Origin of the sequence: Noviherbaspirillum sp. (genome assembly GCF_036846085.1) — a bacterium.
Classification (GTDB): Bacteria; Pseudomonadota; Gammaproteobacteria; order Burkholderiales; family Burkholderiaceae_D; genus Noviherbaspirillum.
In genome coordinates this window covers 1-18,508 of record NZ_DAIUCO010000009.1, presented here as the reverse complement: position 1 = coordinate 18,508, position 18,508 = coordinate 1, and the positions used below count along the sequence as shown (strand labels likewise).

20 protein-coding genes are annotated in these 18,508 nt (G+C 57.5%); 12 read left to right on the top strand and 8 right to left on the bottom strand.

Going from position 1 to position 18,508, the window contains the following annotated elements:
- Position 1: 1 nt before the first annotated feature.
- The 3 genes from V7080_RS02100 to V7080_RS02090 form a co-directional block, all read right to left on the bottom strand.
- Positions 2-1,624 (bottom strand): TIGR03016 family PEP-CTERM system-associated outer membrane protein, encoded by a 1,623-nt coding sequence (locus V7080_RS02100; protein WP_334186737.1) that lies wholly within the window; start codon positions 1,622-1,624, stop codon positions 2-4.
- Complete coding sequence (locus V7080_RS02095; RefSeq protein WP_334186736.1) at positions 1,605-2,480, bottom strand: XrtA-associated tyrosine autokinase; 876 nt, start codon at positions 2,478-2,480, stop codon at positions 1,605-1,607. The genes V7080_RS02100 and V7080_RS02095 overlap by 20 nt, the downstream gene beginning before the upstream one ends.
- Positions 2,481-2,603: 123 nt before the next feature.
- Positions 2,604-4,136, bottom strand: coding sequence for an XrtA system polysaccharide chain length determinant (locus V7080_RS02090; protein WP_334186735.1), 1,533 nt, complete (start codon positions 4,134-4,136; stop codon positions 2,604-2,606).
- 446 nt (positions 4,137-4,582) lie between these two features.
- On the opposite strand from V7080_RS02090, the gene V7080_RS02085 reads away from it, so the two are divergent.
- Entirely contained in the window at positions 4,583-5,218 is a 636-nt protein-coding gene (locus V7080_RS02085) for an XrtA/PEP-CTERM system exopolysaccharide export protein (RefSeq protein WP_334186734.1), read from the top strand.
- A gap of 151 nt (positions 5,219-5,369) precedes the next feature.
- Here the strand turns inward: V7080_RS02085 and V7080_RS02080 are convergent, their stop codons facing one another.
- The gene (locus V7080_RS02080; protein ID WP_334186733.1) at positions 5,370-6,092 is read right to left on the bottom strand and encodes a S1 family peptidase; all 723 of its coding nucleotides are present in this window, start codon (positions 6,090-6,092) and stop codon (positions 5,370-5,372) included.
- Positions 6,093-6,646: 554 nt separating this feature from the next.
- On the opposite strand from V7080_RS02080, the gene V7080_RS02075 reads away from it, so the two are divergent.
- Positions 6,647-7,225: a hypothetical protein gene (locus V7080_RS02075; protein ID WP_334186732.1), complete on the top strand. Its 579-nt coding sequence runs from the start codon at positions 6,647-6,649 to the stop codon at positions 7,223-7,225.
- An 87-nt stretch (positions 7,226-7,312) separates the two neighbouring features.
- Positions 7,313-7,585 (top strand): HPr-rel-A system PqqD family peptide chaperone, encoded by a 273-nt coding sequence (locus tag V7080_RS02070; protein WP_334186731.1) that lies wholly within the window; start codon positions 7,313-7,315, stop codon positions 7,583-7,585.
- 20 nt (positions 7,586-7,605) lie between these two features.
- Here the strand turns inward: V7080_RS02070 and V7080_RS02065 are convergent, their stop codons facing one another.
- Entirely contained in the window at positions 7,606-7,770 is a 165-nt protein-coding gene (locus V7080_RS02065) for a hypothetical protein (protein ID WP_334186758.1), read from the bottom strand.
- Between V7080_RS02065 and V7080_RS02060 the strand changes: the two genes are divergently transcribed.
- Both V7080_RS02060 and V7080_RS02055 read left to right on the top strand, forming a co-directional pair.
- Positions 7,690-8,508 carry an HprK-related kinase A gene (locus tag V7080_RS02060; RefSeq protein WP_334186756.1) on the top strand — a complete coding sequence of 273 codons (819 nt, stop codon included), beginning with the start codon at positions 7,690-7,692 and terminating at the stop codon, positions 8,506-8,508. The genes V7080_RS02065 and V7080_RS02060 overlap by 81 nt on opposite strands.
- Positions 8,505-9,581 (top strand): nucleotidyltransferase domain-containing protein, encoded by a 1,077-nt coding sequence (locus V7080_RS02055; RefSeq protein ID WP_334186730.1) that lies wholly within the window; start codon positions 8,505-8,507, stop codon positions 9,579-9,581. Before V7080_RS02060 ends, V7080_RS02055 begins: the two co-directional genes overlap by 4 nt.
- 43 nt (positions 9,582-9,624) lie before the next feature.
- On the opposite strand, the gene V7080_RS02050 is transcribed toward V7080_RS02055, so the two are convergent.
- Entirely contained in the window at positions 9,625-9,939 is a 315-nt protein-coding gene (locus V7080_RS02050; protein WP_334186729.1) for a hypothetical protein, read from the bottom strand.
- A 284-nt stretch (positions 9,940-10,223) separates the two neighbouring features.
- On the opposite strand from V7080_RS02050, the gene V7080_RS02045 reads away from it, so the two are divergent.
- On the top strand, positions 10,224-10,982 hold the full coding sequence (locus tag V7080_RS02045; protein ID WP_334186728.1) for a YdcF family protein: 759 nt from the start codon (positions 10,224-10,226) through the stop codon (positions 10,980-10,982).
- On the opposite strand, the gene V7080_RS02040 is transcribed toward V7080_RS02045, so the two are convergent.
- On the bottom strand, positions 10,979-11,197 hold the full coding sequence (locus tag V7080_RS02040) for a dodecin (protein WP_334186727.1): 219 nt from the start codon (positions 11,195-11,197) through the stop codon (positions 10,979-10,981). The two genes, V7080_RS02045 and V7080_RS02040, sit on opposite strands and share 4 nt — an antisense overlap.
- A gap of 253 nt (positions 11,198-11,450) precedes the next feature.
- Between V7080_RS02040 and V7080_RS02035 the strand changes: the two genes are divergently transcribed.
- From V7080_RS02035 to V7080_RS02025, 3 genes are all read left to right on the top strand, one after another.
- Positions 11,451-11,783 carry a hypothetical protein gene (locus tag V7080_RS02035; protein ID WP_334186726.1) on the top strand — a complete coding sequence of 111 codons (333 nt, stop codon included), beginning with the start codon at positions 11,451-11,453 and terminating at the stop codon, positions 11,781-11,783.
- Between the two features lie 3 nt (positions 11,784-11,786).
- The gene (locus tag V7080_RS02030) at positions 11,787-12,134 is read left to right on the top strand and encodes a hypothetical protein (protein ID WP_334186725.1); all 348 of its coding nucleotides are present in this window, start codon (positions 11,787-11,789) and stop codon (positions 12,132-12,134) included.
- 524 nt (positions 12,135-12,658) lie between these two features.
- Positions 12,659-13,477 carry an IclR family transcriptional regulator gene (locus V7080_RS02025; RefSeq protein ID WP_334186724.1) on the top strand — a complete coding sequence of 273 codons (819 nt, stop codon included), beginning with the start codon at positions 12,659-12,661 and terminating at the stop codon, positions 13,475-13,477.
- A 32-nt stretch (positions 13,478-13,509) separates the two neighbouring features.
- On the opposite strand, the gene V7080_RS02020 is transcribed toward V7080_RS02025, so the two are convergent.
- Positions 13,510-13,947 carry a PaaI family thioesterase gene (locus tag V7080_RS02020; protein WP_334186723.1) on the bottom strand — a complete coding sequence of 146 codons (438 nt, stop codon included), beginning with the start codon at positions 13,945-13,947 and terminating at the stop codon, positions 13,510-13,512.
- A gap of 296 nt (positions 13,948-14,243) precedes the next feature.
- On the opposite strand from V7080_RS02020, the gene V7080_RS02015 reads away from it, so the two are divergent.
- The 3 genes from V7080_RS02015 to V7080_RS02005 all read left to right on the top strand — a co-directional run bounded on the left by V7080_RS02015 (position 14,244) and on the right by V7080_RS02005 (position 18,429).
- Positions 14,244-16,334: a 3-hydroxyacyl-CoA dehydrogenase NAD-binding domain-containing protein gene (locus tag V7080_RS02015; protein WP_334186722.1), complete on the top strand. Its 2,091-nt coding sequence runs from the start codon at positions 14,244-14,246 to the stop codon at positions 16,332-16,334.
- A gap of 81 nt (positions 16,335-16,415) precedes the next feature.
- The gene (locus V7080_RS02010) at positions 16,416-17,594 is read left to right on the top strand and encodes an acetyl-CoA C-acyltransferase (RefSeq protein ID WP_334186721.1); all 1,179 of its coding nucleotides are present in this window, start codon (positions 16,416-16,418) and stop codon (positions 17,592-17,594) included.
- A 61-nt stretch (positions 17,595-17,655) separates the two neighbouring features.
- On the top strand, positions 17,656-18,429 hold the full coding sequence (locus V7080_RS02005) for an SDR family oxidoreductase (RefSeq protein WP_334186720.1): 774 nt from the start codon (positions 17,656-17,658) through the stop codon (positions 18,427-18,429).
- The last annotated feature ends 79 nt before the right edge of the window (positions 18,430-18,508 follow it).

The following is an 18,508-nucleotide window of genomic DNA, read 5'->3' as shown; positions in this document are numbered from 1 at the left end:
GCTAGAACTTCATCGACAAGAATGCGCTGATTGCATTCTCTTGGTAATTGTTGGCAAATGTGTCCGAATTCTGCTCGGTGTGCTTCATCTCGATGACGCCATCCAGTCTCGGTTGTATGCGGTGTGCGAACGCGATCCGGTAAGTCCTGGTCCGGTCATCGGTTCCGGTCGAATTCAGCCGGGATTTCGAGAAATCGGCAGTCAACGTGGCGTTGGTCCGGGTGCCGATGCGCCAATTCCAGAGCGCGTTCAGGCCGGTTTGTCGTGTGTCGCCGATCCCGCCCGTCAGCGTTCCTGGGAAAAGCACCGCAGCGCCGCCGGCGGACTGGGGACGACGGTCCAGGTTGTAGGCAGTGAACATCAGGGTGTTTTTCGCGCCGGTGATTGCAACCGATGCACGTAACGCCTTTTGCAGGAAGAACTGATTGCTGAGGTAGTTGACCGATCGCGAAAGCGTGGGCTGCAGTCCGGTATTCAAGATGAAGCGTTCCACGGCTTGCTGACGAAGCGCGTCATCGGGAATGCTGGGCCGAAACAATTGATTGAGAAACTCGGCGGTGCTGGTTGTCGCCGCCAGGGTGAATTCCGATGTCGATGTCGTGATGGATTCGTCGTACGACAGGTTCCACAGGGACGCCCGGCTTCTGACGCTGGAGCTCAGCGAATAGGTTTTTCCGTAGAAGCGCTCTCCGGCGCTGATTGCAAGACTGGTACGTTCTGTAGGGCGCCAGGAAAATCCCGCTGAATAAAATGAGCCTTCCGGTTCGGCCGCACCGGAGGCGGCGGCGTAGTCGTATTTGTCATAGCCCAATGTGGCGGTGAGGTACAGCTGAGGAATGGCCATGTAGCGAAGGCTGGCCGTTGCTACAGTCGAATCCACGGGCGTGTTTTCCGCTGGCCTGGTTTTTTGATGGTCGTAACTGAACCCCCATCCGAGGTTGCGGAATGCCGGATCGCTGCTCACCGTCAGACGTAGTCCATCCGTACTGCTGGACGACAATGTTTCGGAACTGGTTTCGACGCCCGTGTGGGTGTAACGCAATTCCGTTGACGCAAACCCGCGGAAATGATGATGCAGATAAGGACTCGCGCTGACAGTCCTGACCGTCGTCCTGTTGCCGGTGACTGCGTAGTTATCGAATGCCTGCGGGCCGAGGAGGGAGATGTTTTGCTGGCCGATTGAGGCAGCGCCGTCAAACGCAAACAGATTCTTGATAAGTTCCAGGTTGGTTGTTGCATCCAGCTTGTGAAAACTGCTGTCCTCCTTGGCGTCACGCGCATAGTGCAGGTACTGGAATGCGTACCTGCCCCTGAACTTCAGGCCCGGACCCGTCCCCGTGACGCTAAAGCCCGGGGATAACTCGGTGATCGAGTCCGATCTTTCCGCCCCCGCAGGAGCCAGTCGCACATTGTCGGTAAAGGTTTGACGCAGCTCGAGGGTCGGGGCAATGCGCCATTCCGCCGCAAGGGCAGGGGACGAGAACGAGAGGGCTGCGATGCTTGCGGCCCTGATTATGAAGGCGACGGGGGCAACCGGGGCGCCGGCGGTCCGACTGTGCGCACGTCTGTTGCGACGAGCACGCCGTCCATGATGCGACACCGGCTTAACTATAGTAATAGCCATACTGGTCGCCGCCTCGAAACGCTTTGGCCTTGTTGTAAATCAGGTTGATGTTCTGGCATCCCGCAATCTGGCTGAGGGAATTCTTGAGCGCGTTCTGTGTCGTGATCTCGCCCTCGACCACCATGACGACCTGTCCCATCTGCTGGGCGAGTACGCGTGCTTCCGACGTCAACAGCAAGGGCGGTGAGTCGAAGATTACGATGCGATCGGAATAGCGCGTCGCGAGTTCATTGAGCAACTTGCTCATCGTCTGGCTTGCGAGCAATTCGGTTGCATGGCGATGGCTGCTGCCTGCCGGAAGAATGCTCAACGTATCCACATTCGTTTTCAGCATGACGTCCGCGACGTCGAATTTTTTCCCAAGCAGTACATCCATAATTCCGGGTTCCGGATCGAGACCGAGATTGCGCAGGATCGACGGTCGGGCAACGTCTGCATCCACCAGGAGTACCGTGTGGTCCAGTTCCATTGCAATGCTGATCGCCAGGTTGATGGCGCAGAAGGTCTTCCCTTCGCCCGGCAGGGAACTGGTCACCATGATGAGGTTGTTCGGCTTGGCCGATTTTTCGGATCGTTCCAGTGCCTGTGTGATGAGGGTACGTTTTATCGCCCTGAACTCCTCCGCAATTGCGCTTCTTCCGGCGTTCGGGGTGACCATTCCGGCTTCCTGCAATTTGGCCAGGTTCAGTTCAATCGTCTTGGAGCGCGACTTTCCTTGAGCGGCAGGAGCCGCAATCTCGACTGGAGCAGGAGGCGGGGACTGAACATCCACCGGCGGTGCGGCTGCCGGTTCGGGTGCCGGCGCGCCGACGGTTGGCTTTGCCAGTCTACCGGCCGCTTTTTCGATAATGCTCACTTTGCCTCCTGAATCGAATCTTTGAACCCTGCCATGGGCAGGGTCCGGCGAGTGTTGAATGTCGTAACGGTCATTGCGCACCGCAGCCGTCGGGTAGATCGCTTATGCCGGAACGACCGGACGTCAAGCCCGCACTAGCAGTAATCCCAGCCCGCCTGCATAAAAAATCAGAACGCCGACGAACGACGCCACGAACGCATACATGCTCCTTTTGCGGCGCTTTTTCTCCAGTTCTGTCCAGTTCATGGAAACACTTCCAAGGACAGGGAATCCCGTCACTTCTCGTAGATGCGAAAGGCTCAAGAACGTCGGACGAATCTGGCTCATGCCGAAGGCAACGGCGATGCCCATTCCGATCGCGGCAAGAAAAGCGGCGGAGAAAAGGAGCGGGCGGTTAGGACCGGCCGGTTTTGCAGGAACCGTGGGAGGATCGATAATCCGGAAGGAAATCATTTCGCTGGTCGCGCTCAAGTCCCCGGATAACTTCGCTGCGTCGCGGCTTGCGATAAGCTTTTCGTAATTGTTTTTGTTGACTTGGTAATCGCGATTGAGCTGGGCGAACTGGGCTTCTATCTCAGGTACTGCATTCGCCTGCGCCTTCAGGCGGGCGACGCGGCCGGAGTATTCGACGACACGTGCCCGCATCGATGCGACTCTGGCTTCGGCGTCCGAGAGGGCCACCTTGAGTTGCTGAAGGACGGGACTGTAATTTTTGCCGATCGGCTTGGTTGCAGCATTCGATTTCGCTTCCTGCAGCTTGCGTGCTTCAAGCTGCGCGATGAGGCGTTTGGTGGCGACAACGTCAGGATGCTGCTCGGTAAACTGAAGGCGCAGGGAGTCGAGCGTCTTGGTGAGCGTTTGGATCCGATCATCAAGCTCCGGATTGGCAGGCGCAGCGATCACGGTGCCGCCACCGCCATCAAAGATCGGCTCCTCGCCTGCGATTTCCCGCTTGATGGAATTTCGCGCTTCCTCGGCCTCGTTGAGTTCAAGACGAGCCTGGTTTAATTGTTCTTCCAGTTGCACAAGCTTGCCGCCGAATTCGCCTTCGCGCCCGCTCAGCGCGGCATGCTTCAATCTGAACTCCTTGATGGCGCTTTCCGCCGCAAGCAGCTTTTCCTCGTATTGCTTGATCTGCTCGTCGATGAAACGTACGGCATTGGCGGATCCCTGCATCTTGTCACCGAAGCTGCCTTCGATGAAGATGGTGAGAAGCGATTGGACGACGTTCTTTGCTAAGCGGGGATCAGCGTTGTTGTAGGAGATGCTGTAGATGTCGTTGCTGGAGGTGCCGGTGATCTTTATCTGGTTCATCAGATTGGTGATCGTCGCCTCTTTCTCCTTGATTGACTTGGCATTGATGTCGAGATCGACCATGCGCATGACGCGCTCTACATTCGGCCTGCTGAGCAAGGTCTTGCTCATGATCGATACTTGCTGTTCGAGGTCGGGAATCGTGGTCATTCCCGCCAGTAGCGGTTTCAGAATCGATTCCGTATCGACGAAAACCCTGGCCGAAGCCTGGTAATTGTTGGGCATGATGTACACAGCCGCGAAGCCCGCAATGGCGGCCACCCAGGAGACGGCCAATGAATACCAGCGGTACTTCCAGATTCCCTTTACGGCGGAAAGTACCTGGGTGATCAGTTGTTCCATGCCTCGAGCTTCTCCCTATGCGGTAGGCCGGTTGCTTCCATAACGGTAGCTACCAGAGTAACTATCTGTCGTTGATCGGCAGAAATTATACCTATATATACTGCAACTTCTTGTCGTTTGGCAAAGATTTAACCTGTATTTTCAGATACGGAATATTTTTGTCAGGTAAGTCTTCATGAAATGCGACATTTAGTTTCTGCATGGAAATCTTCAAGCCATTCAACGCTTGGAAATGTTGCGCTAGGGTAATGCCCTTCGCTGCTCCCTCTTGTTTTCAGTTTTAAATGCTGCGTATAGCGAAACTTTCATTTCTTGGCGACATGTTTCCTATAAAATAACTTTCGTCATTACGGGTGAACCGTCGATGGCTTGGGAGCCTTTCAAGAATTTCAAATCGAACGCATTCCCGGTTGTGAAGTGCGTTTCATAACTAAAGGGTGAAGAAAGTGAAAAGTCAGAGATCAAAGGCAGTGCAGGCGGTGATGCGTCTTGCAGCCGTCTGTTCGATATGTCTGTTGAGCGCTTGCGCGACGAATTCCGAAATTTCCGACATTGCGGCGAAACCTGCTGAACCAAAGCACGAATATTTGCTGGGGCCCGGAGACACGGTCAATATCAATGTATGGCGTAATCCGGAGGTATCTCAAACAATTCCCGTCAGACCTGATGGACGGATAACGATGCCGCTCGTGGAAGATCTGCCTGCGATGGGCAAGACGCCGACGCAGCTGGCCCGGGAAATCGAGCAGATATTAAGCAAGTACATCCAGCAGCCGGTTGTGACAGTTACGGTAACGAGTTTCGTCGGCCCGTACACAGAACAGATCCGCGTCATAGGCCAGGCATCGAAGCCGCAAGCCCTGCCGTACCGTCAGGGAATGTCATTGATGGACGTGCTGATTGCAGTTGGCGGTCTCGCCGAGTTCGCCGCCGGTAACCGTGCCAACATTGTGCGGACCGTGGACGGGAAGCAGCAAAAGATTTCGGTGCGCTTGAATGATCTGATCAAAAGCGGCGATATATCGGCCAATATGCCGGTGCGCCCGGGTGACGTGCTGATTATTCCCGAAAGCTTTTTCTAAGCGAATCGTCACGCATCTGTGATCTGCGCCTGGTTTTGCTAAACATCTCTGCTTGCACAGGCAGTCATTTTTTTGCATCCGCTGCTGCCGCCTGCCTGCAAGCGGATGCGTATTGCAACGAGCTGGCGCACATGGTTATGGATGCGATAAGTCAATCGTTCTTTTTTCGTTCCAGCAGTTCGAGAATGTACTTGCTCGGGACCGCATAGGTGATTCCGCTTGGTTGCGATATCGCCGCTTCCTTGGTCTCCTTGATGAACACCTTGTTGATGACGCCGAAAACTTCGCCCGTCTCCGGATCGTACAGCGGGCTTCCGCTGTTCCCCGGGTATGCGGTTCCGTCGAGCTGGAATACGTAGTAGGGTGTTCCGCGTAATTGCTTCACCATTTTTGCATTCAGGTTTCGGGAGCTGGCTGCCGGTATCGCCACTGGGGTAATCGACGAGATCATGGCGCGATGCGTCACGTGGTGGAATCCCAAAACCATCCCGAGCGGAAAGCCGGTGAAGAGAAGCGATTGGCCTTCGCGCGCATTGTCCGAGTTGCCGATCTTGAGCGGAGGAAGGGACGGACCTTCAATGCGCAATTGCGCCAGGTCCCTCTCGGCGTCATGGCTGATTAATTTTGCTTCACGAAAATCGGTCGAGCCGCTGTTGCCATTGACGATGCCCAGCACTTCACCGGAATCGGTCACACCGACGGTCTGTACTACGTGTGCATTGGTAATGACGGTCTGGCCGTCTCCGATGACAAACCCGGTGCCGATGAATTTCATCGCCGGTACGCGGGTTCTGTGGACGGTGGCGATGGCGACGACCGACGGCTTCAGCTGTGCAATCGCCTTGGGTGCATTGTCGGCGTTCGCCGGTGACATGTATATCGGATTGCAAGCGGCGCCCAGCAGAGTGAGTTTGCCTAACCACTTAAATATGCCCCGACGCGAACTAATGCCGCCAAGGAGATGCGCTGGTGGGACGGATTGGCGGCGATGGACGTTTTTCATGGTTTTGGGATCGCTTGAAATGGACCGAGTCGGGTGAAGGTCGGAAGAATATAGTCCAAAATGCAACAAGCTGCGCGGAAACTTCGAATCGGTGCATGGTGCCGCTCAGATGTTAATCTTTGTTAACGAATCAATATTAGCGCGTTAGAATATGGCGGCGTGACGCAAGTTGACGATTGACATCTTTTCGCGCTGGCAAGGTGTCAGGACTGGATTGGTGGAGTTCAATGCTGTCGATAAACTTTACATTAAAGCTGATTTTGTTGATGAGATGAAATTTTTCGATTAATAAAGCGAGAGAAATCAAAAGCTTGGCTAAAGAGTTGATTCGTTGAAATAAGTGGAACATCTTTTGCTTGTAGCTAAGATATGGATATAGCGCCGTTTGTGCGCGTCTGAACGTTAATGGTGGAACGGAACCTTAAATGATGACCAATGGGCCAAATGACAATCACATCAACGAACAGTTGATCAAAGATTCGGTCGCTTCCCATGGACCAAGCAATGCATCGCGGCGGCGTTTCGGGAAGTCGGGGGTTGCCGTTTCCGGAGTGCTTATCACGCTCGCCAGTCGGCCAGTGTTGGGAACCGAAGTTTGCAAATCACCATCCGGGTTTTTATCCGGTAATTTGAGCACCCACGGACCTGCGCCGATCTGCAAGGGACGGTCTCCCGGATACTGGAAGAATCACTCCAAGTGGCCCATTCCCAACAGGACGACTTGCAAGTTCAGTAGCGTGTTCACCTGCCCGCGCGGATCGCCTTATGCAGATGTGAAGATGCTCGATCTTCTTTCGCATAAAGCATTCGACAAGAATAATCTTGGTATGCATCTCGTTGCTGCATACCTCAATGCCATGGCTGGATGGACGTCGTTCCTGACGGTTCAACGCATTCAGTCCATGTTCTCCGAGTGGAGTTCGAAAGGCTACTTCGAGCCGACTGCAGGAGTTAAATGGGATGCCGCGCAGATCGTAAATTATCTCCGGCAGACGCAAGGATGATCTGCCGCCGGAGGCGCTGGCACAACCTTTCTCGTCCGCTGTCCCGTCGGCGTCCCTGAGTCCTTCTCACTCCATCGATTTCTTACAATGCAGTGGCAAATCATCAATGGCAGCAAATTAAACGCCCGCTGCTGGAATGACGAGTTTGTCGTGTATAACCCGCTTTCCGGCGATACGCATATTCTGAGCCGGCGGGCGTCGGACATGTTACTTGCGCTGCAATCCTCCGCGTCCGATGTGCTATCGTTAGCGCAGGTATTATCTGGCAGGTGGTGCTGTGAAATCGATGCGGCACTTTTGGAAGAGATTGAAGCGGCGCTCTTCGATATGCAAGCGCTGTCGCTGGTAGAACCCCTCTGATTTTGACGCCATCTTCGTTATCACCCGGTGAACTTGCGGCCAGACTGGAGTCGACCGGCATTTTCCTTCAAACCGGCGCATTCATCACTCACATCCGCAGCCCGATACAAAGCGTCGCCGAAGGCATCGCACTGCTTTATGCCGATCATCAGATGGCTGTGCAGACGGACTTCGCTGATTTTCACGTTAGCCTTGAGCGCCCGGCAACGATGCGAAAATGGTTCAAGCCGCAAGTCCTGTTCAAGTTCGACGGCAAAAGTCCATTCAAGCCGCTTCCGTTCGAGCAGGCATTTCCGATGCTCGAATGGGGACTGAACTGGTGTATATCCAGTTATGCGAATCGCTATCTGATCATCCATGCGGCTGTCATTGAAAAGAATGGTCATGCCGTGATACTCCCGGCTCCGCCTGGGTCGGGCAAAAGCACGCTGTGCGCCGCGCTGGTGCATCGGGGATGGCGCTTGTTGTCGGATGAATTGGCGCTGATCCGGACCAGCGATGGCAAGATCATGCCGCTTCCGCGTCCAGTGAGCCTGAAAAACCAGTCCATCGATATCATCGGCAGCTATGTACCCAATGGTATTTTCAGCCGCAGCGTGACCGACACGATGAAGGGCACCGTTGCGCATCTGAAGCCGCCGGTGGAGAGCGTGCGGCGGGCATCGGAGTCCGCAATGCCTGGGTGGGTTATTTTCCCCAAGTGGGAAAGCGGCGCGCGCGCGATGCTCGACGAGTTGCCACGATCGCGCGCGTTCATGCGCGTCGCGGAAAATGCGTTCAATTACAGCGCGCTGGGCACGCTGGGTTTCGAAACCCTCGCCGGCGTCATCGATCGCTCCCTCTGCTTTGAATTTCACTACAGTGACCTGGACGACGCTGTAGACATATTCGCGTCGCTGCAACCGGCGACCTTGGCTTCGTGAAAACCGACGCGTTAATCCTGAAGGCATTTCGGGAGCCGCAATCCATTTCCACTTTCCGGCTCCCCGACTGGGATTTGCTCATACGTCAGGCGAGAAGGGGGAATGTTCTTGCGAGCCTGCACGCGATGCTTGCGGAAAGAGGCCTGCTCGGCGCCGTGCCCGCGCAGGCGCGGGAGCATCTTGAATGGTCATGGATCGCTGCTGTACGGCATTCGGAAGCGGTGCGATGGGAAGTGCGGTTCATCCGCAAGGCATTGATGGATGTTGGCGTGCCTCTCATCTTGCTGAAGGGGGCCGCCTACGTAATGGCCGACTTGCCTCCCGCGCGTGGCCGCGTTTTTTCCGACATCGATATCCTGGTGCCGAAGAGCAGCCTGAATGCTGTCGAGGCGGGCCTGATGATGCATGGATGGGCAAGCATGCATCAGGATGACTATGATCAGCGCTACTACCGCAAATGGATGCATGAATTGCCGCCGATGCAGCATATCAAGCGCATGACGTCCATCGACGTGCACCACGCGATCGTTCCCGAGACTGCTCCTATCCGTCCCGATTCCGAAAAACTGCGGTCGGCAGCCGTTTCGATCGATGCAAGCGAAAAATTGCTCGTGCTGTCGCCGGTGGATATGGTGCTGCACAGTGCCGTGCACCTGTTTCATGACGGCGAATTCGACCATGCCCTGCGGGATCTGATCGACATTCACCGTTTGCTCGACCATTTCGGCCAGTCGCCATCCTTTTGGTCCTCGCTTGCACCGCGGGCGCAGGAACTTGAATTGATGCGGCCGCTTTTTTATGCGCTTCGATATTCAGGCCGTTTGCTTGGTACGCCGGTTTCGGTTGAGGCGACAAGGGCCTGTGACATAGCGGCTCCGAATGGGCCACTGCTGGCATTGATGGATAGCTTGTTTCTACGAGCGCTTTTGCCGGATCACACTAGTTGTTCGGACGGATTTTCCGGGAGTGCGCGACAGGCGCTTTACTTGCGGGCGAACTGGCTGAGAATGCCGCCGCTGCTACTGATGCGGCACCTGTTTCACAAGGCATTCCTGTCGCCGAAAAAAGAGTAGGGCAAAACGGTCAATGGCGACTGGGGACGAAGCGCCGATGAGACTATTTATGCTGGACGCCTGGCTTGATGAGTGACGCGCCGGAGCGCGCGCGGGAAGACTGGAGAAAGCGGCGTATGGCATGGTGGCCGGCCAGCGACACGATATTTGCTGTAAACCATGCAGCGATGCCGCAAGGTAACCATCCGAATGCGACGCCAAGCAGGAGACCATACTCAGCGATGCCATACACATAACCTGCGATGAAGACGATTGCCGCGGTTACGATCGCGATTCGCCCGGCCAGAAGCTTGCATTTTTCATCGAAGGCAGCCGCGTATGCCAAAGGGCTGTATGCATCGCGTGTTGGATTCCCCATAACTTGCTCCTTGTTGAAGGAACTGTTTAGAGCGAGGGGATCCATGGGGAGTTCCTGTTGTTCATTGATATTCTGCAACCTTCGTTAGCGCGCCGATGGGACTCGGCCGCCGATGTTTGTAGTGCCGTAACAGATGAAATGATGGCGTATGGCGGACTGAAAAAGTTGACTTGTATCAACTAAATCTATTTTTTGTTGCAGGCTGGGTAATCCCTATGATCCATGGCGTGATTCGTGAATTGATACTGCCACCGGCAAGTCTTTTTTTACTGCTTGGACTTGCATTGCTGCTCCGTCATCGCTCTCCGCGTGCCGGCAACGCGCTCGGCATTGCCGCGATATTCCTGCTTTTCTTTCTCAGCACCGGCATCGGCGCGCGTCTGCTGGTGCACCCGCTTGAGCGTTTTGCGCAAGTCCTGCCCTCCGCGCACGAAACAGGGGCGGAAGCGATTGTTGTTCTGGCTGCAGGACGCTATGCCGCCGCGCCCGAATTCGGTGGCAACGAGATTCCCGACTACATCGCGCTCGCGCGGCTGCGCTATGCGGCGCGTCTTCATCGGCAATCGGGATTGCCAATTCTCGTGTCGGGCGGCAACGGAAGCGCCGATGGCAGGTTCAGGCCGAAGGCAATCGCAATGGCCGACGCATTGAAGGAAGACTTTGCAATTCCCGTTAAGTGGATCGAACCGGATTCGGCCAATACTGCCGAAAATGCATCCTTCAGCGCAGCAATGCTGAAGCAGGAAGGCATAACCCGCGTTTTGCTGGTGACCGACGCGATGCATATGGCCCGCTCGGCGATGGCGTTCAGCCGGAGCGGTATGGATGTGATTCCCGCACCCACGATCTTTTTCAGCGCTGGCCGTCCATCCTGGATGGATCTCCTGCCCAGCGCCGAACATTTGCGGCGTTCCTACTACGCGACCTATGAGTGGATCGGGCTGGCCTGGTACGCGGTGCGCCATACGACCAACCCGGAAGCTCCGCGCAGGATGGATGAAGTCGGCGCCGGTGCGCGCCAGGCCGGCAGGTCCCTGCCTTAGGCGTCGCCCGTATCCAGCCGGAAGCCTACCTTCACCGTCACCTGGTAATGCGCGACTTTGCCATCGACGATATGTCCGCGTGTCTCGGTGACTTCAAACCAATCCATGTTTCTCACCGTTTGCGACGATTTTTCGATGGCGTTGCGGATTGCATCATCGGTACCGGTTGTGGACGAACCAACAAGTTCGATCATTTTGTAGGTGTGAGCAGACATGGATATTCCTTCAATGATGTTTCGGAAATCGTTTGAGCGCCGATTTGTCGGTGCGTTTCGCAAAACGTGAAGAAAATGCATCTTTCGTTTCACGAAATGCATGCCGATACGCCTCTTCAACGCTATCCAAAAAATCTTGTGCCCAACATGGAATTTCCTGGTGGCATGTAATGTCGAAAGCCAACATCCGGGTGCCGGATGAAAAACACCGCTTGCAGAACAGGCAAGCAATCGGCTTTGTCCAAAAGAATCAATGGAACAGATAGTCAGCATGTTGTATGGCCTGTCCGGCATCGCCGCGTCGGCCTTGTACATTCCACAAATCCTGAAGTACAGACGGGATCCGGCCGCCTGCAAATCGATATCGCTTTTCTGCTGGAGCGGGTGGGCAGTGCTCGCTGTGATCACGGTGCTGTATGCGATTTTCGTGGTGCGCAATCATCTCTTCGCAACGGTTGCAGCGCTGAATTGTGGCGCCCAGCTTGCGGTTATCTTTTATGGCGTCAAGGCGCGTCGCGCCGAGAAGGCGGCCTCGGCGCACGGTCCGGTGATGCAGGATCGCAGCGCGAATTATCAAAAGGGTTAGAAAATGACAGTATCAAACGGAATCGCCGTCATCGTCGGAGCGGCGTTCATGTGGCTAGGGCTGGAGTGGTTCCGGCGCCACCATCTGAGAAAAATGATTCTGCGCTACCGTCTGCGGGCGATTGCCGGCGGATATGGAAGCGCGTTCGATCATGCGCTGAATGCGCATGCTAAGCGGTGCTCAGCGCAGAGACGGCGGGTTCGCGCCTGGGAAATGCCGGGCATCCTTGCCGAAGCAAGGGCGGCGTCGGGCATGCGGACCTCGGCAGCGAGCGACCGCAACGCACGGACCTATGTGGAAAACGTCTCCGTCCACTACGGTAAGCGGTCACCGGGCGAAGTGGTGCAATGAGCGGCGCCGCGGCCGTCATTGGCGGCAAGGTGAGATTGGTATTGGACTAGGCTGAATGCCCTCCGGCACCGGGCGAAAAGTTGGGTGCGGCATGGCGCGGGGTTTTCCGTGCCGGTTCTGGTCCGCACTGAAGTGGTGTATATTTCGGCTCGCTGCGGTGCATGGCCAGGCTTTATCTGCCCGACAAGGCATTTTGGTCGTGCGGTAGGGATGTCGGTGTGTACTGCTATAGTCCGGTGGTGCCGATCGTCTTGGTATGCATTGCGACAGGTTCCTGTTGAGGATGCGGTCGTATGCACTGGAGGGTTTCGAAGAAAATTCGGTCCCGGGTCCTTGCAGTACCTCGAAATCTGCGATGCCCGATGCTGGCGAGCGCCGGTAGTTACGACAAGACCGAATTTGTAATGTCGTTTTTTGTACTGTAAAGTCTTGCGTCGGCGAGGTGCATTCGTTTGCGGCGCTCGCTGCCCGTCCGCCGGGAGATCGACTTGATGCCGTAGCGGCTTGATTCCAAAGGTCCATGTATGAACGCACCCACCCCCGAACTGAACGATACGACATCGGCCGACACATTGAAGACCGGGGAAGACCGCTACTTCATCACCGCGCTTTCCCGTGGACTGGACGTGCTGGCATGTTTCCGGTCCGGCGATTCCTCGCTTAGCAACCAGCAGATTTCCGAGCGCTGCGGGCTACCCAAATCCACCGTTACCCGCATCGTCTACACCTTGACCAAGCGCGGTTACCTGATCCAGGTGGAGCCTGGCGGCAGGTATGCGCTCGGTACGGCAACGCTTGCGTTGGGCAGTTCGATGCTGGCACGGATGGACATTCGGCAGTTCGCGCGTCCGTTGATGCAGGAACTGGCCGATTTCGCCGGCGCCACGGTTGCCTTGGGCGTGAGGGACCGGTTATCCATCATCTATACCGAGGTCGCCCGCAGCGCCGCTACTTTGGCGCTGACGCTTCAGGTCGGCTCCCGCATCCCGCTGGCGACATCAGCGATCGGCCGTGCATTCCTCGCTAGCGCCTCCGAGCGGGAGCGCGCCGCCATCATGAAACTGGCATCGGACATGGACGAATCTGCGGCAAGCGCGCTGCAGGAAGCCATCGACAAGGCCTTGCGGGACTACCAGGAGTACGGTTGCGCGACGTCGTTCGGGGAATGGCAGGGCGATGTCAACGGCATCGCGGTCGGCTTTCGATCCTCGGGCGCCATGCCGGCACTGGTGATCAACTGTGGCGGGCCGTCTTCCAGCCTATCCAAGGAATTCCTGCTTGCCGAGGTCAAGCCTCGCCTGGTCGCCCTGGCCAAAAAACTCGAATCTTCCTCACTTGCCTGACCGCGTCGGCGCCTTCCCGGCGCCGATTGTCCTCATACGGATGCAAAGACGCCGCTCGCCCGCATGATGCGCTTTTCCCCGACGTGCAGGTAGCAGTTGGCGAAAGCGAGGCGGGCACCAATCCGTTGAATGTCCACGTGCGCTTCGACCCAATCGCCCGGATGGGCGGCAGCGACAAAATCCGTCGATAGATTGACGGTCACCATCGGTTTTTCATTGTTGGCGATTGCAATCGCAATCCCGAGCGCGCTATCCGCGAGTGTGGTCAGCATGCCGCCGTGCGCAATCCCCTTTACGTTCGTATGGCGTCCATCGATGCGCACGCCGATGACGGTACGATCGGGCGAAGCCTGTTTCATATAAACCGGCCCGAGCAGGGCAAGAAAAGCGCTTCCCCGGTCGATCGGTTCGAAACCCTCGGGGATGGATGATTCTGCTTGGGCGGTGGTGGGTGCAATTGTTGAAGTCATGGTGCGGTACGGAGGTCTGGTTTTGCTGTGCGGAATGCTAGGTAAAAGATCAAAACGGAGCTTACACCAGTGATGCATCCTGCGCGGAAATCCTGGCATTGGTGCGTCGCTACAGAGTACAAGCCGGGCTGTTTTGGTGCTGCGGATAACAGGTGTGTCATCTTTACAGCGTTCATCTTCGCTGATAATATCTGTTTTGAAATACGGAACTCAGTTTCGCACAGCGGTTTTAGACCGCCTTTCTAGCGCATCATTTCAAGCTGCCCGTCATCCAATTCCATTCAAGAGCAAGGTACATGTCCAACGCACCTTATCAAACTGTCCGCAATATCGCCGTTATCACGCTCGATAACCCGCCCATTAACGGTTTAGGCCTTGCATTGCGCCGGGCGATCGTCGCAGCGGTGAGCGCCGCCGCCACGGACGAGCAGGTACGGGCGATCGTCCTCATCGGTTCCGACCGGGCGTTTTCAGGCGGCGCAGACGTCAAGGAATTCGGCACGCCGAAGTCCGGCCAGGAGCCCAATTTGCTCACGGTGATCAAGACCGTCGAGACCTCCGCCAAGCCGGTGATTGCGGCGATCGGCGGCGCCTGCATGGGTGGCGGTCTTGAACTGGCGCTCGGCTGCCACTTCCGGGTGGCGAAGGCGGATGCGCAGATCGCTCTACCTGAAGTAAAGCTCGGCATTCTTCCCGGCGCCGGCGGCACGCAGCGCCTGCCGCGCCTCGTGGGGCTTGAGACCGCGCTCAACATGATCGTGTCCGGCGCCATCGTGCCGGCCGCGAAGCTGGGTAATACAGCATTGTTCGACGAAGTCGTCGATGGTGAACTCCTGCCGGCGGCGCTGGCGTTTGCCGAAAAGATCGTTGAAGAGAAGCGGCCCCTGAAACGTGTGCGCGATATCCGCATCACAGAGCCGGATGCGGAGGCATTCCTGCAGTTCGCACGCAACTCGGTCGCGGCCGCAACCAAGCATTTCCCGGCGCCGCTGAAGTGCGCGGAGGCGGTCGCCGCATCCTATTACAAGCCGTTCGACGAGGGCATGAAGATCGAGCGCGAACTCTTCCTGTCGCTCATGAATACCCCCGAATCCCGCGCGTTGCGGCATGCCTTCATGGGCGAACGTGCCGTCGCCAAGATTCCGGACGTTCCGGCCGACACACCGGTGCGCTCCGTTGCAAAGGTGGCGGTGATCGGTGCGGGCACCATGGGCGGCGGCATCGCCATGAATTTCCTGAATGCGGGCATCCCGGTTGTCTTGCTGGAGATGAAGCAGGAAGCGCTCGACCGGGGTGTCGCGACGATCCGCAAGAATTACGAAAACTCGCTGAAGAAGGGCAAGCTCACGGCCGACAAGCTCGACGCACGCATGGCGCTGCTGTCGACCAGCCTGTCCTACGACGACATCGCCGATACCGACCTGGTCATCGAGGCGGTGTTCGAGGATATGGGCGTCAAGGAGAAGGTGTTCGGCAAGCTCGACCAGGTGATGAAACAGGGCGCCATCCTCGCCAGCAACACCTCCACACTGGACATGAACCAGATCGCAAGTTTTACCAAGCGCCCGCAGGACGTAGTCGGCCTGCATTTCTTCAGCCCGGCGAATGTGATGCGCCTGCTGGAAGTGGTGCGTGCGGAGCACACTGCCAAGGACGTGCTGGCGACGGTCATGCAACTGGCGAAGAAGATCAAGAAGGTGGCCGTGGTGTCCGGCGTCTGCGACGGATTCATCGGCAATCGCATGCTGAAGTATTACCGCGCACAGGCCTTCGAATTGCTGGAGGAGGGCGCTTCGCCGCAGCAGATCGACCGCGCGCTGGAAAAATGGGGCATGGCGATGGGGCCGTTCCGCATGGGCGACCTCGCGGGCCTCGATATCGGCTGGTCGATCCGCAAGCGGCTCTACGAGGAGAACCCGAACATGAAGCGTTCGGTGATCGCCGACCGATTGTGCGAGATGGGGCGCTTCGGCCAGAAGACCGGGGCAGGCTGGTACCGTTACGAAGCCGGCAAGCGTGATGCGCTCCCTGATCCGGTGGTCGACGAAATCATCGCCGCCGGGCGCAAGGAGGCAGGCATCACGACGCGCAAGGTGACTGATGAGGAAATCGTGGAACGTTGCATCTATGCGTTGGTGAACGAAGGCGCGCGCATCCTGGAAGAGGGGATTGCGGCGCGGGCTTCCGACATCGACATGGTCTACCTCACCGGCTATGGTTTCCCCGCCCATCGCGGCGGACCGATGCTGTACGCGGAGATCGTCGGCCTGCCCAACGTGGTGGCGAAGATGCGCAGCTTTGAGGCGCAACCGGGCGGCGATGCCGCATTCTGGCAGCCGGCGCAGTCGCTGGTCCGGCTTGCGGATGCCGGCGAGACATTTCATTAAACCGTCGCCGGACCGCCGGCAAATTTGACTGATTTCTTCTCCCGCAGGAGAGGGACCGATATGAATACCCGAGGACATCCCATGCACGACGCAGTAATCGTTTCCACCGCCCGCACCGGCCTGGCCAAATCCTGGAAAGGCGCTTTCAACATGACCTATGGCGCAACGCTCGGCGCGCATGCCGTACGCGCCGCCGTTGAGCGCGCCGGCATCGATCCGGCTGAAGTCGAGGATGTGCTGATGGGCGGGTCGCTGTCGGAAGGCACGACCGGCGGGAACGTCGCACGCCAGATTGCGCTGCGTGCCGGGCTGCCGGTCACGACCGCCGGCGCCACCGTCAACCGTTTTTGCTCGTCCGGACTGCAGACCATTGCCATGGCGGCGCAGCGGATCATGGTCGAGCACGTGCCGGTCATAATTGCGGGTGGAGTCGAATCGATTTCCTGCGTGCAGAACGAAACCAACCGCCATATGCGCCAGGACCCATGGCTCATCGAAAACAAGCCCGAGATCTACTGGAGCATGCTGCAGACCGCCGAGCAGGTCGCCAAGCGCTACAACATCTCCAAGGAACGGCAGGACGAGTACGGCGTGCGCAGCCAGCAGCGGGCCGCCGCTGCCCAGGCTGCCGGCAAGTTCAAGGACGAGATCGTGCCGATGACCACCATCATGGGCGTGGCCGACAAGGAGAGCGGCCGCATCATGCGCCGGGAAGTCACGATCTCCGCCGACGAAGGTATCCGCGCCGACACGACAATCGAAGCGGTGTCCAAAATCCGCTCGGCGTTGCCGGGCGGGGTCATTACTGCGGGCAACGCCAGCCAGTTCTCGGACGGCGCGTCCGCGTGCGTGGTCATGAACGGCAGGCTGGCCGAACGTCGCGGCATTGAGCCGCTGGGTATCTTCCGCGGCTTCGCCGTGGCGGGTTGCGAGCCGGATGAAATGGGTATCGGACCCGTGTATGCCATCCCGCGCCTGCTCGAGCGCAACGGCCTCAAGATGGACGATATCGGGCTGTGGGAACTGAATGAAGCATTTGCCTGCCAGGTCCTGTATTGCCGCGACAAGCTGGGCATTCCGGATGAGTTGCTGAACGTCAATGGCGGCGCGATCGCGGTGGGTCATCCCTATGGCGTATCTGGCTCCCGTCTTACCGGCCATGCGCTGATCGAAGGCAAGCGGCGCGGCGCCAAGTATGTCGTCGTGACGATGTGCGTGGGCGGCGGGCAGGGCGCGGCGGGACTGTTCGAAGTCTGCTGATTGTTTATTTCCCGGCGCGTCCCGGCGGGATGGCGCCTTACTACGGAAAGCGAGTGTTCAGATGAGCGTCAAGGAACTTTTCAAGCTCGACGGCAAGATCGCGTTGATCACCGGCGGGTCGCGCGGCCTTGGTCTCCAGATGGCGGAAGCGCTGGGCGAAATGGGCTGCAAGGTGGCCATCACTGCGCGCAAGGCCGATGAACTGGTGGAGGCGAAAACCCACCTGGAAAAAATGGGTGTCGAGGTGCTGACCATCGTCAACGACCTGTCGAAGACCGACCAGATTCCGGGCATGGTCGATGAAGTCATCCACCGTTTCGGTACCATCGATATCCTCGTGAACAATGCCGGCGCGACGTGGGGCGCACCTGCGGAAGAGTATCCGGACGAGGCATGGCGCAAGGTCATGAGCCTGAACGTGGATGCGGTGTTCTTCCTGTCGCGCGAGGTGGCGCGGCGCTGCATGATCCCGAAGAAATTCGGCAAGATCATCAACATTGCGTCGGTTGCCGGATTGCGCGGCAGCGCCGTCAATGTCAGCACCATCGCCTACCACACGTCGAAGGGCGCGGCGGTGAACTTCACCCGGTCCCTGGCGTCGGAATGGGGCAAGTACAACATCAACGTCAACGCGATCTGCCCGGGATTTTTCCCGTCGAAGATGTCCGCCGGCCTGCTCGAAAAGGTCGCGGAAGGCGTGATTGCCCGTGCGCCGCTGCACCGCATCGGCGGCGACGAGGACCTGAAAGGCGCTGTGGTGTTCCTGGCCTCGGAAGCATCGCGGCATATCACCGGACAAAGCATCGCCGTGGACGGGGGAATCAGCGCCGTATAAACCAACTGGCGACGAGCTCCTTCCCCCTTCCAGGGGGAAGGTTGGGATGGGGGTAGTGAGGTTGAGCTATCGCATACAG

Excerpts from the sequence above, each read along its gene's own strand:
- V7080_RS02020 (WP_334186723.1), bottom strand. The coding sequence starts at position 13,947 with ATGACTTCAACAATTGCACCCACCACCGCCCAAGCAGAATCATCCATC.
- V7080_RS02015 (WP_334186722.1), top strand. The coding sequence starts at position 14,244 with ATGTCCAACGCACCTTATCAAACTGTCCGCAATATCGCCGTTATCACG.
- V7080_RS02070 (WP_334186731.1), top strand. The coding sequence starts at position 7,313 with ATGCAGTGGCAAATCATCAATGGCAGCAAATTAAACGCCCGCTGCTGG.
- V7080_RS02050 (WP_334186729.1), bottom strand. The coding sequence starts at position 9,939 with ATGGGGAATCCAACACGCGATGCATACAGCCCTTTGGCATACGCGGCT.
- V7080_RS02100 (WP_334186737.1), bottom strand. The coding sequence starts at position 1,624 with ATGGCTATTACTATAGTTAAGCCGGTGTCGCATCATGGACGGCGTGCT.
- V7080_RS02025 (WP_334186724.1), top strand. The coding sequence starts at position 12,659 with ATGAACGCACCCACCCCCGAACTGAACGATACGACATCGGCCGACACA.
- V7080_RS02035 (WP_334186726.1), top strand. The coding sequence starts at position 11,451 with ATGGAACAGATAGTCAGCATGTTGTATGGCCTGTCCGGCATCGCCGCG.
- V7080_RS02080 (WP_334186733.1), bottom strand. The coding sequence starts at position 6,092 with ATGTCACCGGCGAACGCCGACAATGCACCCAAGGCGATTGCACAGCTG.
- V7080_RS02040 (WP_334186727.1), bottom strand. The coding sequence starts at position 11,197 with ATGTCTGCTCACACCTACAAAATGATCGAACTTGTTGGTTCGTCCACA.
- V7080_RS02005 (WP_334186720.1), top strand. The coding sequence starts at position 17,656 with ATGAGCGTCAAGGAACTTTTCAAGCTCGACGGCAAGATCGCGTTGATC.
- V7080_RS02075 (WP_334186732.1), top strand. The coding sequence starts at position 6,647 with ATGATGACCAATGGGCCAAATGACAATCACATCAACGAACAGTTGATC.
- V7080_RS02090 (WP_334186735.1), bottom strand. The coding sequence starts at position 4,136 with ATGGAACAACTGATCACCCAGGTACTTTCCGCCGTAAAGGGAATCTGG.
- V7080_RS02010 (WP_334186721.1), top strand. The coding sequence starts at position 16,416 with ATGCACGACGCAGTAATCGTTTCCACCGCCCGCACCGGCCTGGCCAAA.
- V7080_RS02030 (WP_334186725.1), top strand. The coding sequence starts at position 11,787 with ATGACAGTATCAAACGGAATCGCCGTCATCGTCGGAGCGGCGTTCATG.